The 13,866-nt window shown below is 67.9% G+C and carries 16 protein-coding genes; 10 read left to right on the plus strand and 6 right to left on the minus strand.

What is annotated here, in order from left to right:
* Window positions 1-115 precede the first annotated feature (115 nt).
* Window positions 116-319 (plus strand): cold-shock protein, encoded by a 204-nt coding sequence (locus tag ABZX92_RS04915; RefSeq protein ID WP_045310287.1) that lies wholly within the window; start codon window positions 116-118, stop codon window positions 317-319.
* Window positions 320-330: 11 nt separating this feature from the next.
* Here ABZX92_RS04915 and ABZX92_RS04920 read toward each other — a convergent pair whose 3' ends face one another.
* Window positions 331-795 (minus strand): hypothetical protein, encoded by a 465-nt coding sequence (locus tag ABZX92_RS04920; protein ID WP_355554097.1) that lies wholly within the window; start codon window positions 793-795, stop codon window positions 331-333.
* Window positions 796-962: 167 nt separating this feature from the next.
* On the opposite strand from ABZX92_RS04920, the gene ABZX92_RS04925 reads away from it, so the two are divergent.
* The 8 genes from ABZX92_RS04925 to ABZX92_RS04960 all read left to right on the plus strand — a co-directional run bounded on the left by ABZX92_RS04925 (window position 963) and on the right by ABZX92_RS04960 (window position 7,518).
* On the plus strand, window positions 963-1,439 hold the full coding sequence (locus ABZX92_RS04925; protein WP_355554100.1) for a hypothetical protein: 477 nt from the start codon (window positions 963-965) through the stop codon (window positions 1,437-1,439).
* A 274-nt stretch (window positions 1,440-1,713) separates the two neighbouring features.
* Window positions 1,714-2,910, plus strand: a complete 1,197-nt coding sequence (locus ABZX92_RS04930; RefSeq protein ID WP_355554103.1) for a PI-PLC domain-containing protein — start codon at window positions 1,714-1,716, stop codon at window positions 2,908-2,910.
* 30 nt (window positions 2,911-2,940) lie between these two features.
* Entirely contained in the window at window positions 2,941-4,017 is a 1,077-nt protein-coding gene (locus ABZX92_RS04935; protein ID WP_355554106.1) for a PLP-dependent aminotransferase family protein, read from the plus strand.
* 69 nt (window positions 4,018-4,086) lie between these two features.
* The gene (locus tag ABZX92_RS04940) at window positions 4,087-5,418 is read left to right on the plus strand and encodes an FAD-linked oxidase C-terminal domain-containing protein (protein ID WP_355554109.1); all 1,332 of its coding nucleotides are present in this window, start codon (window positions 4,087-4,089) and stop codon (window positions 5,416-5,418) included.
* 1 nt (window position 5,419) lies between these two features.
* A complete protein-coding gene (locus tag ABZX92_RS04945; protein ID WP_355554112.1) occupies window positions 5,420-5,806 on the plus strand; it encodes a hypothetical protein in 387 nt (128 codons plus the stop codon).
* 535 nt (window positions 5,807-6,341) lie between these two features.
* Window positions 6,342-6,791 carry a MarR family transcriptional regulator gene (locus tag ABZX92_RS04950; RefSeq protein WP_355554115.1) on the plus strand — a complete coding sequence of 150 codons (450 nt, stop codon included), beginning with the start codon at window positions 6,342-6,344 and terminating at the stop codon, window positions 6,789-6,791.
* Window positions 6,788-7,183, plus strand: coding sequence for a DUF5313 family protein (locus tag ABZX92_RS04955; protein ID WP_355554118.1), 396 nt, complete (start codon window positions 6,788-6,790; stop codon window positions 7,181-7,183). Before ABZX92_RS04950 ends, ABZX92_RS04955 begins: the two co-directional genes overlap by 4 nt.
* Window positions 7,184-7,188: 5 nt before the next feature.
* Window positions 7,189-7,518: a hypothetical protein gene (locus ABZX92_RS04960; protein WP_355554121.1), complete on the plus strand. Its 330-nt coding sequence runs from the start codon at window positions 7,189-7,191 to the stop codon at window positions 7,516-7,518.
* On the opposite strand, the gene ABZX92_RS04965 is transcribed toward ABZX92_RS04960, so the two are convergent.
* Both ABZX92_RS04965 and ABZX92_RS04970 read right to left on the minus strand, forming a co-directional pair.
* Window positions 7,481-8,227: a 5'/3'-nucleotidase SurE gene (locus ABZX92_RS04965; RefSeq protein WP_355554123.1), complete on the minus strand. Its 747-nt coding sequence runs from the start codon at window positions 8,225-8,227 to the stop codon at window positions 7,481-7,483. The genes ABZX92_RS04960 and ABZX92_RS04965 overlap by 38 nt on opposite strands.
* 61 nt (window positions 8,228-8,288) lie before the next feature.
* Complete coding sequence (locus tag ABZX92_RS04970; RefSeq protein WP_355554257.1) at window positions 8,289-9,965, minus strand: family 20 glycosylhydrolase; 1,677 nt, start codon at window positions 9,963-9,965, stop codon at window positions 8,289-8,291.
* Window positions 9,966-10,170: 205 nt separating this feature from the next.
* Here ABZX92_RS04970 and ABZX92_RS04975 point away from each other — a divergent pair, with 205 nt between their 5' ends.
* A complete protein-coding gene (locus tag ABZX92_RS04975; RefSeq protein WP_355554126.1) occupies window positions 10,171-10,533 on the plus strand; it encodes a hypothetical protein in 363 nt (120 codons plus the stop codon).
* Here ABZX92_RS04975 and ABZX92_RS04980 read toward each other — a convergent pair.
* From ABZX92_RS04980 to ABZX92_RS04990, 3 genes are read right to left on the minus strand one after another with little or no spacing between them, the layout of a single operon-like run.
* Window positions 10,518-11,285, minus strand: coding sequence for an ECF transporter S component (locus ABZX92_RS04980; RefSeq protein WP_355554129.1), 768 nt, complete (start codon window positions 11,283-11,285; stop codon window positions 10,518-10,520). The two genes, ABZX92_RS04975 and ABZX92_RS04980, sit on opposite strands and share 16 nt — an antisense overlap.
* Window positions 11,282-12,838 carry an ATP-binding cassette domain-containing protein gene (locus ABZX92_RS04985; RefSeq protein WP_355554132.1) on the minus strand — a complete coding sequence of 519 codons (1,557 nt, stop codon included), beginning with the start codon at window positions 12,836-12,838 and terminating at the stop codon, window positions 11,282-11,284. Before ABZX92_RS04985 ends, ABZX92_RS04980 begins: the two co-directional genes overlap by 4 nt.
* Window positions 12,835-13,866, minus strand: a complete 1,032-nt coding sequence (locus tag ABZX92_RS04990) for an energy-coupling factor transporter transmembrane protein EcfT (protein ID WP_355554135.1) — start codon at window positions 13,864-13,866, stop codon at window positions 12,835-12,837. The genes ABZX92_RS04985 and ABZX92_RS04990 overlap by 4 nt, the downstream gene beginning before the upstream one ends.

Raw genomic sequence — 13,866 nt, forward strand, 5'->3', positions numbered from 1 at the left:
TTCAACTTACTTCGTCACACCACTGGGCTAACCACGATGTGAGAGAGCCCCGCTACTGGCAGACTGCCCGCGCACCCCGCTTTGGCGGGGGACCAACATCTAGGGAGCATTCGGTATGGCGCAGGGCACCGTGAAGTGGTTCAACGGCGAGAAGGGCTTCGGATTCATCGCGCAGGACGGCGGCGGTCCGGACGTGTTCGTGCACTACTCGCAGATCGAGGGCAACGGCTTCAAGTCGCTGGAAGAGCAGCAGCGCGTGGAGTTCGAGATCGGCCAGGGTCAGAAGGGTCCGCAGGCACAGGCGGTCCGCGCCATCTGATTCACCTCTCTTCAAGCCCGCTCGGCATGCTGCCGGGCGGGCTTCTTTTGTGCCCAGACGGATTTCCGCGCCACCGCGGTGATCACCAAGATCAGCGTGAGCACGAGCGCCCCGCCGTCGGTGACCAGCGAAGGCAACGTGCCCACCAGGCCGAACTCGTCCAGCACGGCGGTCCACATCTCCGGCGGCACCATCCGCACCCCTGCCGCCTGCGTCGCGTTGACCGCGATGACGACCCAGAAGAGCCAGGTGCGCGGCTTGCCTTTCAGGGCAAGGATCCCGATCGCGTTCCCGGCGACGTAGACGCAGCCGACGATGCGGAACGCGGTCAGAAACCCCGGTTGAGGTGCCGCGTTCGCCAGCTCGAACATCCGCTGCAACGTCTGCTCGTTGATGATCACGAACGCGTGCAGGGCCGTGCCGATCGTGAACACGACCGACGCGATCCCGGTGATCTTGAGAAGCCTGTCCCCCATGCTCCCGATCGTCTCGGCTGGAGGCCCGCCGCAACTCCGGGATGCCCCTGAAACAGCCCCTGAGCTGGGCTTCCAAAATTGTCAGACCTGTCTGTCATCGTGAGGTCACACACAGTTCCATTGGAGGCCGATGATGATCGAGAGGCGTGGTGATGGGGTCGCAGTGCGTGAGGCTGAAGAAGAACGGGCGCCGCTGTGCGCGTCGATCCGCCGACTGGGGCGAGCCCGACCCCGCCGACCCGGCGCCGGACCCGGTGGCGTGCTGGTCCCACCTGACCCCGCGCGAACGCGAGATCGCCCTGACCAACAGGGAGCGCGGACCGTCCGCCGAACCACCGCGCCCGCGGCGGCCTCGCCGCCTCACCGCGGGGGCGCCTTCCCACGAGCTGCGGACGTCACTCAACAAAGCGGCGTTCGTACTCGCCAAGGAGACCAAGCGCCATCCGGGCTCGGTCAACCGGGAGCTGAACGACCTGATGGGCGTTGAGCGCCGCGCCGAGGCCACCACGGACCAGCTGCACGAAGCGCTCCAGTACGCGGGCGACCGGCTGCGAGCCCTCCACAAACGCCAGCGCGCTCCTGCGGGGCAGGAGTCGACCCACGAGGAGTTCGACTTCACCTCGAGCGGCGATCCGCCCTTCTGAACCGAAGAAGGCGCCGCGGTCCGTCGACCACGACGCCTGTCTTCTCGCCGCGGGAACGACGACTGAAAGCAGAGGCAACCGAGGGAGTCGAACCCTGCGCGGCTTGTGAAGGCGGCGCTCAGAACCGGCCCGAACCCTTCGGCTGGGCGACGGCTGCCGTGGAGTTGTACTACCTGTGAAGAGGCTTGAACGATGCGTGGGATACCCACAGTGTTAAACGTCCAAACGCCTGAGGATGTTTCATGTTTCACTCGGATGAGTGAACCTGGTCACCGTGCGATACCTCCCTGCCGTCGCAGCCCTGCTGCTACTTCCCCTGGTGCCCACCGCCGCCAACGCGGCTCCGTCGGGCACGTACTACATCACCAGTGTCAGCACCGGCCTCAACGTCGCCCAGAGCGGCAATGGAGTCGCCCTGCACCGCCCCAAGGGCAACGAGGACCACCAGCAATGGCGGCTGAGCGACGGGAGGTTCGAGAACACCGACTCGCCGGGCCAGTGCATCACCCGCCAGCTCACCATGGGTTCGTGCTCACAAGGGGATACGGTTCACGACCCGAAACAGTTCGGTGATCAATGGGAGTTCTTCAGCCTCAGCGGCCAGTCCCGCTGGTACCTGACCCCGGTCCAGAACCAGACCGACCCCATGCCGGCCGACCCGCGGCTCGACCAGATGACGTTCCTGACCGCCCACAACGCTTATGCGAACGGGGTGGACGGCGGGTTCGCGCCGCCGTTCGTCAACCTCGCCAAGAACCAGACGCGCGGCATCGTGCAGCAACTGGGCGACGGCGTCCGCGGCTTCATGCTGGACATCCACCAGACGCCCGACGGCGCGATCCTGTGCCACAACAGCTGCACGCTCGTCAGCAAGCCGGTGGCGCTGAACGTCGACATCCAGCGAATCGTCGACTTCCTCAAGAACAACCGCAGCGAGATCATCACGGTCTTCCTGGAGGACTACACGGACGCGAACACGATCCGCGCGGAGCTCCGCAAGGTGCAGGGGCTGAACGACGTTCTGTACCGGGCGGAAGGCGTGCAGCAGAACGGATGGCCGAAGCGCAGCGAACTGCAGGCGGCGAACAAGCGGTTGCTGATCTTCACCGACCACGGCAAGGACGGCCGCGAGGACTCGGGTGTGCTGTACCAGAAGGACTGGACGGTCGAGAACTACTGGTCGATGGGTTCGGGCCTCGGCAGCTCCGACTGGTCCTGTTACAGCCGATGGGATGAAAAACCGCTCACCGCGACGGGCAGCTTCCAGCCGTTGTTCGTCATGAACCACTTCCGCGACGTCCCGTTCACCGGCACCGCCACGACCGACAACGGCAAGCTCGGCAACCGCGCGCAGCAGTTCTGCCAGCCAGCGGCCAGGAAGAAGCCGAACTTCCTGGCAGTCGATCTCTATCACCTCGGCAACGCGGCTCAGGCCGTGCAGCTGCTCAACTCATACGTATATAGGGCTTAGCCCAAATCGTGGGAGTTGTACGCTCCGCGCATGGCCTCGATCCTGTTCACGCGCGGAGCGCCCTCTCTCGACATCATCGACCAGGAAGGCCTGCGCGACGCGGCGCAGAAAGCCTTCACGGACGACCCGGGCGGCACCTTCGCGTACGGCACGAGCGTCGGCTACGTGCCGCTGCGCACCTGGCTCGCCGAGCAGCACGGTGTCGAGCCGGAGCAGGTGCTCGTCACCAACGGCTCGATGCAGGCCGACGCGTTCCTGTTCGAACTGCTCGTCCAGCCGGGCGACGACGTGGTGGTCGAGGCTCCGACCTACGACCGCACGCTGCTGAACCTGCGCCAGCGCGGCGCCAACATCCACGCGATCGAGCTGGAGACCGACGGCATCAACGTCGACGCGCTCGAGAAGCTGCTGGAGAGCGGTGTGCGCCCGAAGCTCGCGCACATCATCCCGAACTTCCACAACCCGGCCGGCTACACGCTGTCCGAGGCGAAGCGCGCGCGGCTGCTGGAGCTCTCGGCCGAGTACGACTTCGTGCTGTTCGAGGACGACCCGTACGTCAAGGTGCGGTTCGAGGGCGAGCCGCTGCCGACGATGCTGTCGCAGGACAAGAACGAGAAGGTCGTCTACGCGTCGTCGTTCTCGAAGACCATGGCGCCCGGCATCCGCTGCGGTTACCTGGTGGGTCCGAAGGCCGTGATCAAGAAGGTCCAGGACATCGCGACCACCACGTACATCTCGCCGAACATGGTGGCGCAGTCGATCGTGAACTCGTACTGCCGCTCCGGCCGTCTCGACGAGTCGGTCGTGAACGTCCGCACCGCCCTGCGTGCCCGCCGCGACGCCCTCGTGGCCGCGCTCAAGCGCGAGCTCCCGGAGGCCGTCTTCACCGCGCCGCAGGGTGGCTACTTCATGTGGGTCGAGCTGCCGGGCGTGTCGATCGAGAAGCTGTTCCCGGTCGCCAAGGAGCACGGCGTCGAGTTCGTGAAGGGCTCCGACTTCCTGCTGGAGGGCGGCGACAACGAGATGCGCCTCGCGTTCTCGGGCGTCACCCCGGAGCAGATCGACGAGGGCATCACCCGTCTCGCCGCGGCGGTCCGCTCGCTCTAGTCGTACCGAAATGGGCTGTCGCCGCCGGAATCCTCGGCGGTGACAGCCCATTTGGCTACGTTGGGGTGCGTGGACCTCCCCGGCTTGCTCACCGACCCGGCCACGCTCGCCGGTCTCAGCCACGACGAGGCCGAGTGGGCCCCGGCAGGCACACCGGTCGCCGCGTTCCGCCCGCTGTCGACCGAGGACGTTCAACAGGCCGTGCGAGCCTGCGCCGCCGGCGGCACCCCGATCGTGCCGCGCGGCGCGGGCACCGGGTTGTCCGGCGGCGCCAACGCCTCCGACGGGTGCCTGATCCTGGATCTGAGCCGGATGAACCGGATCATCGAGATCGACCAGGACAACCTCCTCGCCGTCGTGCAGCCGGGCGTGGTGAACGACGACCTCAAGAAAGCCGTTGCCGCGCAAGGACTCTGGTACCCGCCGGACCCGGCCAGCTCACCGTGGTCGACGATCGGCGGCAACGTCGCCACCAATGCGGGCGGCCTGTGCTGCCTCAAGTACGGCGTCACGCGCGACTACGTGCTCGGCCTGGAAGTCGTGATGGGCGGCCCGGTCTCCTACGGCACCGCGGTGAAGCTCGGCAGGCGCACCAACAAGGGCGTCGCGGGCTACGACCTCACCAGCCTGCTGGTCGGCTCCGAGGGCACGCTCGGCGTCGTCACCGAGATCACCCTGCGCCTGCGCCCGGCCCCACCCCCGTCGGCCACCGTCGTAGGAGCCTTCGCCACCCTGGTCGACGCAGGCGAAGCCGTCGCTTTGAGCACGCGCCGAGGCCTGCAACCAGCGGCTCTGGAGTTGATCGACCGCGCGTGCCTGCAAGCCGTCGAGGACTGGAAGCACCTGGGCATCGAACCCGAAACCGAAGCGATGCTGCTGGCCCGCGCCGAAACACCGGAAGACGCCGACGGCCTGACCGCGGCCTTCACCGACGCGGGCGCCGTCTGGACCGAACGCTCCACCGACTCGACCGAAGCCGAAGCGCTCTTCGCCGCCCGCCGCCTCACCTACCCGGCCCTCGAACGCCTGGGCCCGCTCCTCACCGAAGACGTCTGCGTGCCACGCTCGCTGGTCCCGCTCATGCTCGCCCGCATCGAGGAGATCGGTACTCGCCACGACGTCCAGATCGCCACCATCGCGCACGCCGGCGACGGCAACCTGCACCCGTTGCTGATCACCCCACCCGGCGACGACAACGCCCGCATCGCCGCCCAAGCAGCCTTCGAGGACATCATCACCGAGGCACTCGCCCTCGGCGGCACCGTCACCGGCGAGCACGGCGTGGGCCTGCTCAAGCGCGACGGCATGATCCGCGAGCTCGGCCCGGACGTCTTCGCTGTCCAGCAATCCATCAAGCACACGCTCGACCCGCTGAACCTCTTCAACCCGGGAAAGGCATGACGTGATCGAGCGTCTCCTCGGCGACTGGTACGTGATGGCCACGACGTTCCCGATGTGGACCTCCGGCCGCCGCACCCACCCCCGCTTCCACTACGAGCCGCTCTCTGACGACCGCATGCTCGACGTCGTCTCCTACCGCGACAGCAAGGGCCGCCCCAAGACCATCGAAGGCGTGGACGTGCAGCTCGCGCCGGGCAAGTTCCGCTGGCGTGGCAAGGGCGCGCTGGCCCTCTTCACCTCGACGTGGCAGGTGGAGGAGCTGCACGACGACTGGGCCCTGATCACCTTCACGAAGTCGCTGGTCACGCCCGCCGGCGCCGACATCATCGCCCGCACGCCGGAGCTCCCCTGGCTCCCCACCGGCTTCACCCCGATCAGCCACGCCTGACGCTCGCCTCGAACTGCGCTGCGAAGAGGGCCCCGCCCACCCAGGGGGCTGACCGCCGGCCCCACCTGCACTTCAACTTAACGGCGCAACCGGGCTGTCAAGGGGCCCCGCGAGCGATCTGTGGACAACTGCCGCGACCGCCCGAGTTGTCCACAGATCGCCGAGCGGGCCCTTGACAGCGCCGCGAACCCGATAAATTTGGGCCATCCCCTCGTGGTGGTCAGCCCCCTGGGTGGGCGGGGCCCGCCAACGACTCGATTTCGGCCGAGCGGTCGCCACCTTCACGAAGTCGCTGGTCACCCCGATCGACATCATCTCCCGCACTTCGGACGGATCCCGAAGCTTCCCTTCGCCTTCACCCTGATCAGCCACCCCCGAGCTGCCGAAGCTGCCTGACGGCTTCACCCTGATCAGCCACGGCCGATCTGCCGAAGCTTCCCTTCGCCCTCACCCCGATCAGCCACGCCGGGAACCGGGAGTCTGACGCGCCACATCCCTTGGACCTGAGCGCGCCCACGAGTTACTGTGTACACAAATGATTAGTACACCAAGTATCCCCGAGAACCCGCTCGAACTGGAGCGCCAGGTGTGCTTCGCCCTCGCCGTCGCATCCCGCACGGTGATCGCGGTGTACCGGCCGATCCTCGAGCCGCTGAACCTCACCCACCCCCAGTACCTGGTCATGTTGGCCCTCTGGGAGAGGTCGCCGCGCACGGTCAAGGACCTCGGCAACGTGTTGCAGCTGGATCCCGGCACGCTCAGCCCGCTCCTCAAGCGGCTGGAGGCGGTCGGTTACGTCCGAAGGCAACGCGACAAGGCGGACGAGCGCGCGCTGGCGCTGACCCTGACCGAACAGGGCCAGGAGCTGAGGAAAGAAGCGCTGAAGATCCCCTTCAAGGTCGTCGAGCAGCTCGACATGACGTTCGAGGAGCTCGCCCAGCTGAACGAGGTGCTGCACAAAGTGATCGCCAAGGCCACGAGATGAACCCCGCGCTGAAGCTCTGGTACTACGCGGGCGGGCGGCTGCCGCAGAAATACCGGCAGTTCGTCTACGACGACGTGACCGGTCCGAAGTGGCTGGTGCGCTTCACGATCCGCAGCCTCGTGCAGGTCACGCCGCTGGTCACGATCATCGCCTGCGCGCTCGTGTTCGGGCTCGGCTCGCCGTGGCCGCTGGCAATTGCGTGCGGAGCGCTCGGTTTCGTTGTAGGACTGTACTTCGCGTTGTCCTACGCACCCGAAAGCGTGGATTACCGGCTCACCAAGTACGGGTATCCACGGGGGTCGGCGACTGATGGGCGCCGGGAGCGAAACGCCGCGCAGGACCGCGAACGACAAGCGCAGTACGACGCGGTCTGGCGGCGATCCGAAGGGTAGAAACGATGGCCTTGTTGAGCAACGAGCTGGAGTTCACGAGGCCGCAGATCCTCACCCTCAGCGCTGGGCTGCTGCAGCTCGGGTTCGGGTGGTTCGACGTGTTCGGGTTGGACCCGAACTATCACGTGATCCAGCTCGGGGTCGGGGCGCTGGGCGTGGTCTGCGCGTGGCGGCACGACGTCGCGCGCATGTACGGCGTGCTCTTGCTGATTTCGTTCGGGATGCTGGCGATCTCGCTCAACGACGTGACGACCGAGAGCTTTCTCGAGGTTCGCACGGCACTGATCGGGCTCATCATCACGCTGGCCAGGCCGGCGAAGGCAAGTCCGAAGTAGGCAGAGCGCCGACGGAGTGCAGCGCGGTGAGGGCCGCGTAGCCGGAGGCCAGCCAGGCCACTTCGGTGCCCGGCACGGGTTCCAGATCGGTCAGGCCGCCGCGCAGCCGCACCGAGTCGCCGTCGGCTTCCACCCGCACCTGATACGGGCTGACGGGCGCGATCGACGCCCATTCGATTCCTCGCACGGTCTCCGCGTTCGGCACGTTCAGGCTGAGCACGCTGCCCGCTGGCATCTCCACCAAGGTCGGCAGCACAGCCGCGGACACCTCTGTTGCCGTGTCCCACAACGGTTTGGGGCCGTCCCATTCGACGTCCAGAGACACGGCCAAAGCGCTGACACCGCGGACGCCGGCGGTCAGGGCGGCGCCGACGGTGCCCGAGTGCAGGATGCCGGTGCTGGTGTTGGCGCCGAGGTTCACGCCGGACAGCACCAGGTCGGGCTTGAAGCCGAAGCCGCCCAGGCACCCGATGAACGAGATCAGCGACGGGTGCGCGGGCACGGCGAGGGCCTCGAAGCCTTCGGCCACCCGCCGGTCCAGCGGGATGGGCGCACGGCCGACGGTGGACGCGAAGCTGGTGCCGGTTCCGCTCGCCTCCGTGGACGGCGCGGCGACCAGCACCTCCCAGTCCAACGAGGCAGCAGCGCGGGCCAGCGCGTACAGCCCGGGCGAGTCGATTCCGTCGTCGTTCGTCACCAGTACCCGCACGAAGAATCCCCTCAGAACCGGTGTGGGCCGCGAGGAAGCCCTCGCGGCCCGCACCACTCAATCAGCAGACGCCGTCGTCACGCCAGACGCCCCACTGGCCGGTCGTCCCGGGCTCCTCGCCCTGCGTCCACCACTTGGCGGTCCACTTGTGGCCGTTGTGCGACACAAGTTCGCCGCCGTTGTAGACCTTCGCGCGGTCCCACGCGGGCTGCGCGCAGGGGCCGGGCGGCGGGCCGCCGGTGTCCCACGGGACCTGGGTCGAGCGGTAGAAGTTGATGCCCATGGTGGTCCAGCGCGGAGCCTGCGCGCCCAACCGCACCTTGAACTGGTCCCAGTTGTGCGTCGACCACGGTGACCAGGCCAGCTCGGCGATCGCGGAGAGCCGTGGGAACGCCATGAACTCGATGTCGCGCGAGGTCGCCAGCGTCTCCGTCCACAGTGGAGCTTCGACGCCGCGCACCGACGCTTCGGTGACGCCGCTCAGGTGCGTGCCGGGGTTCCACTCGTAGGCGGTCTGCACCTCGATCAGACCGGCCCACGACAGGCCCAAAGGCGTGCTGGAGTTGTACTTCATGTCCAGGTACGCCTTGTTCGCGGGCGACATGATGACCTTGTTGCCGCGCGCCGCCGCTGCCTGCACCACCGCGTTGGACGTCGTGGTGCCCCAGTACTGCGGGATGGCGTTGACATCGGTCGTGGTCTTCACGAACTCGTGCCAGCCGAGCACGGTCTTGCCGTACTTCTGCACGATCGGCAAAGCACGGTTCATGAACGCCTGGTAGTCGGCGTCTGAGGTCGCGTGCGCCTCGTCGCCGCCGATGTGGAAGTACGGGCCGGGCGTCAAGGCCGCGATCTCACGCACCACGTCGTCGATGAACTGGTAGGTGATGTCCTTGTTGACGCACAACGAGGAGTAGCCGACCTCGGTGTCCGTGCGCAGTGGCGGGGCCTGGCCGTTGCAGTTCAGCTCCGCGTACGAGGCCTGCGCGGCGTTGGTGTGGCCTGGCATGTCGATCTCGGGGATCACCGTGATCTTGCGCGCGGCCGCGTACTGCACGATCTCGCTGTACTGCGCCTTGGTGAAGTAGCCGCCCGCGCCGCCACCGACCTGGGTGCTGCCGCCGTACGTGGCCAGCCTCGGCCAGCTGTCGATCACGATCCGCCAGCCCTGGTCGTCGCTCAGGTGCAGGTGGAAGTAGTTGATTTTGTAGAGCGCGAGCTGGTCGAGGTACCGCTTGACCGACGCCACCGGGTGGAAGTGCCGTGCCACGTCGAGCATCGCGCCGCGGTAGGAGAACCGCGGGTGGTCGACGATCAGCGTGCCGGGCACGGTCCACGGACCGGGCTGCGTGGTCGCGCTCTCAACCTTGGCGGGCAACAGCTGCCGCAGCGTCTGCACGCCGGCGAACAAGCCCTCCGACGTATTGGCGCGCAGGACCACCGCGTTGGCTGCGACGTCGAGCTGGTAACCCTGCTGTCCGACCGAACTGGGCGCGCCGGAGAGCAGCAGTGAGATGCCGTCGACAGGCGCGCCGGCCGCATCCGAGACCGGCAGCGCGTAACCGGTGGAGGGTCGCAGGACACCCGCCAGGAAGTTGCCGACGTCCCTCGCGGCAGGGGTGGTGTAGATCTTCGTGGCGGCCGTCAGCGTGTGCGTGACACCGGTTCTGGCCTGCACCGACACCGGCGCGGGTACCAGGCTCTGCAGTGGCTCCGCGGCTTGCGACTGCGCGCTCACGGACAGCGCTGCGGTGACAGCGATGACCGCGGCGAGAACGCGAGTTCTCACGACTCCTCCTCACGAGTCGGGGGCGGCGACCCTGAACTCAGCCTGGGTGTACATCCCTTTTGTCGTCAATGGTCTGAGCCAATTTCTGGACACCTCCGACCTTTGACTGCGATCATGGAGGATCCGCCGCTCCCGAACGACGTTGGAGAGGCACATGCGCAAACTGCTCCTGCTCCCGCTCGCACTGGGGCTCGCGGCCGCGGTGGTCCCGGCCGCCGACGCCGCACCCGGCAAGACGCACGTCGTCGAGCTCATCGGTGACGAGTTCAAGCCGGAGGTCATCCACATCAAGGCGGGTGACAGCGTGAAGTGGGTGTTCCGCGGACCCGGCCTGGGACGTGTCCGCAAGGGGCTCACCCCGCCCCAGCCGTGCCGCTACCTCGGCGGCCCGGACAGCGGACTCAAGCGGCCCGGCCAGACCTACCGGCTCCGGTTCCCGGAGACCACGTTGTTCGTCTACCACTCGACGGTCGACGACAGGTGCCGCGCGGCGGGCCAGGTTCACGTGGACGACTGAAACACGGCTTTCCTGGACGCCCGCCGCAGCGTCCGCAGCAGCACGGGACCCGTCACCACCACCAGCACGGCGGTGGTGACGGCCCGCCCGAGATCCCAGCCGGCCGACGTGGCGAGCGTGAAAGCCACGAGCCGCACCAGGTTCGCGCCCGCCGAGGCGTTCGGGTCGAAGCTCACCGACGTGCCCTCGCCGACCGCGAACGGCCAGAACGACAGGTTCAGCAAAAACCCGTAGATCAGCGAGCTGACCACGCCGTACCCCGCCAGCAACGCGATCTCGGCCTTCCCGCGCCACTTCGGCAACAACCCGGCACCGAGCGCCACCCAAGCGGCGCCGAGCATCTGGTACGGCAGCCACGGACCAACACCGCCGGTCAGCAACGCCGAGGCGAACAACGTCGTGTTGCCCAGCACGAACCCGAACCCGGGCCCGAACACCCTGCCGCTCAACACCATCAGGAAGAAGATCGTCTCGATGCCGGCCGTGCCCGCGCCCAACGGCCGGATCGCCGCCCCGAGCGCCGACAGCACCCCGAGCATCGCGATCGCCTTGGAGTCCATGCCTTTGTCGCTCAACTCCGCCAGCACCACGGCGAGCACGAGCGGCAACAGCAAGGCAAACGTCCACGGCGCATCCCCACCGTGCGCGATGTCGCTGGACGGCGCCACGAACAACGGCCAGGTGAACGCCGCCAGCCCGATCACCCCGGACAACACCAGCGCTGTCGCCGACCTGCGCCGAATCGCGATCACAGCGCCGCCTCGACGTCGGCGACCGTCAGCCACGGCCCCAGAATCTTGCTGACCTGTGGCGCGAAGATCGGCGACGACGTGACGATCTCGCGCGCCGGCCCGTCCGCCACCACCTCGCCTTCAGCCAGCACGACCACCCGCGTCGCGTACTCGGCGACGAACTCGACGTCGTGCGTGGCCAGCACGATCGCACTGCCGAGGTTCCTGAGGACCTCGGCCAGTGCTTTCTTCGCGGGGTAGTCGAGGCCGCGCGTGGGTTCGTCGAGCAGCAGCACGTCCGGCGCCCCGGTCAGCATCACCGCGAGCACGAGCGCCAGCCGCTGCCCCTCCGACAGGTCCCGCGGATGTGCGTCCTGCGGCACGGAAGCCAAGCCGTCCAGCAACTTCCGGCAGGTTCCAGCGGGCTGACCCGTCTCGGCGTCGGCCTGAGCACACTCCTGCGCGACCGTTTCCAGGTACAGCAGATCGGACGGCTGCTGCGGCACCAGCGCGACCTTCTTCCGGCGCTCGGCCGGCTTCAGCGACCGGGGATCCTCGTCTCCGGCGGAAACCGAGCCGGACGAGCGCCTGCCAGTCCCCTGCACCGCCCAGAGCAGCGACGACTTGCCGGACCCGTTGCGCCCCATCAACGCAACTCGTTCGCCCGCACCAACACTGAGCGATACCCCGCGCACTGCCTGGACGTCGCCGTACTTCACGACAACATCCCGCGCTTGCAGCACAGGTTCGGCAACCGCAGGATTCTCGGTCGCGGGTTCAGGAAGTCGCTCGCGCAACGAAGCCGCGAGCCGTCGCGCGTCGCGCACAGACACCGGTACGGGTGACCACCCGGCGACCTGCGCAAGCCTGACCACAGGCGGTGCGACCGGTCCGGCGGCCAGCACCTCACCGACGTCACCGATCTCCCCTTGCGGCAGCAACAGCGCACGGTCGGCGTACTGGGCAACGCGTTCGAGTCGATGCTCGGCGATCACCACAGTCATGCCGAGGTCGTGCACAAGTCGTTGCACGGCCGCCAGAACATCCTCGGCGGCACCAGGATCCAGCGCGGAGGTCGGCTCGTCGAGCACCAGGACGCGCGGATGCGCGGTGAGGGCAGCGCCGATCGCAACGCGCTGCTGCTGCCCGCCGCTCAACGTCGCAAGTGGACGATCGCGGAGTTGGGCGAGCCCCAGCAGGTCAAGGGTCTCCTCAACCCGTTTGCGCATGACGTCGCCCGGCAGCCCCAGTGACTCCATCGAGTAGGCGAGCTCGTCCTCGACCGTGTCCGCGACGAAGCCCGCCACCGGGTCCTGCCCCACGAACCCCACGACATCGGCCAGCTCACGCGGCGGGAACCGCGAGGTGTCCCGGCCGTCCACCAGCACGCGTCCGGTGAGCGTGCCACCGCTGAAGTGCGGGACCAGCCCGTTGACGGCGCGCAGGAAAGTCGACTTGCCCGCGCCGGTGTGTCCGACGACCAGGCACAGCTCGCCCTCGGGGATCTCCACGGAGATGTTCGCCAGCACCGGCTGCTCGGCATAGGTGATCGTGACGTCGTCAAACCTGATCATGCTTCCCTCACGATCGAAACCGGCAGGAGTGCCGCGAGAACCGCCAGCGCGGGCCAGAGCGGCAGTTCCGGCGCTTGCAGCGGCACGGTCGACGGCGACAAGGCAGGATCCCCCGAGAACACCAGCACCACCGCCCCGAGCACCCCGCTCAACGCCACCCCGACCGCCCTGGCCGACCACCGATCCGGCCGATAGCGCGTCCGAGGCACCCGCCGCGCCCCCACCCGCAGCCCCGCGATCGCCAGCACACCACCGATCACCAGCAACAACCAGCCGGAGTAGGCGTCGGACAGCAACCCGTACATCCCGATGCAGAACCCGAAGAGCCCGGCCAGCACCAACGTCCCGGTGAGCACCCGGTCCCGGCGCGAGATGCCGGCCGTCCGTCCATACCCGCGAGAATCCATGGAGGCAGCCAGAACCAGCGAGCGTTCGAGGGCGTCCTCCAGCACCGGCACCAGCATCGTGCGAATCGCCCGGACTCCCCGCGCCGTGTCTCCGCGGAGTTGCCGGGCCTGGCGAACCGACCGCGCGGACGAAACCAGCTGGGGCGCGACGGTCAGCGCGACCACCACCGCGACGCTCACCTCGTACAGGGCGGCGGGGAGCGAGCGCAGCAGGCGCTTCGGGTTCGCGAGGGCGTTCGCGGCGCCGACACAGCTGAGGATCGTGGCGAGCAGCAAACCCTGGTACAGCGCGAAAACCAGGCCCTCCGCCGTCACCGGTCCGCCGATGCGAATGCCCTGCGCCCAGTCCGGGAGCGGGACCTGCGGCAGGATGAAGAGGGTGGTCGGGCCCGCGACGCCGCCCAAGAAGATGTGCAGGAGCACCCGCAGACCGATCACCAGCAGGCCGAACTTGAGGAACACGCCGTAAGTCCCGGCCCACGGCGTGTTCGCCCGGCAGGTCACGACCACGAGACCCGCGACGGCCAGGATCAGGCCCAGCAGCAACGGGTTCGTGGTGCGGCTGGCAGCGGTGGCCAGGCCGAGCGCCCAAAGCCACCAAGCACCGGAATGAAGCCTCAC

This window comes from Lentzea sp. NPDC006480 (assembly GCF_040611995.1).
Taxonomy (GTDB): Bacteria; Actinomycetota; Actinomycetes; order Mycobacteriales; family Pseudonocardiaceae; genus Lentzea.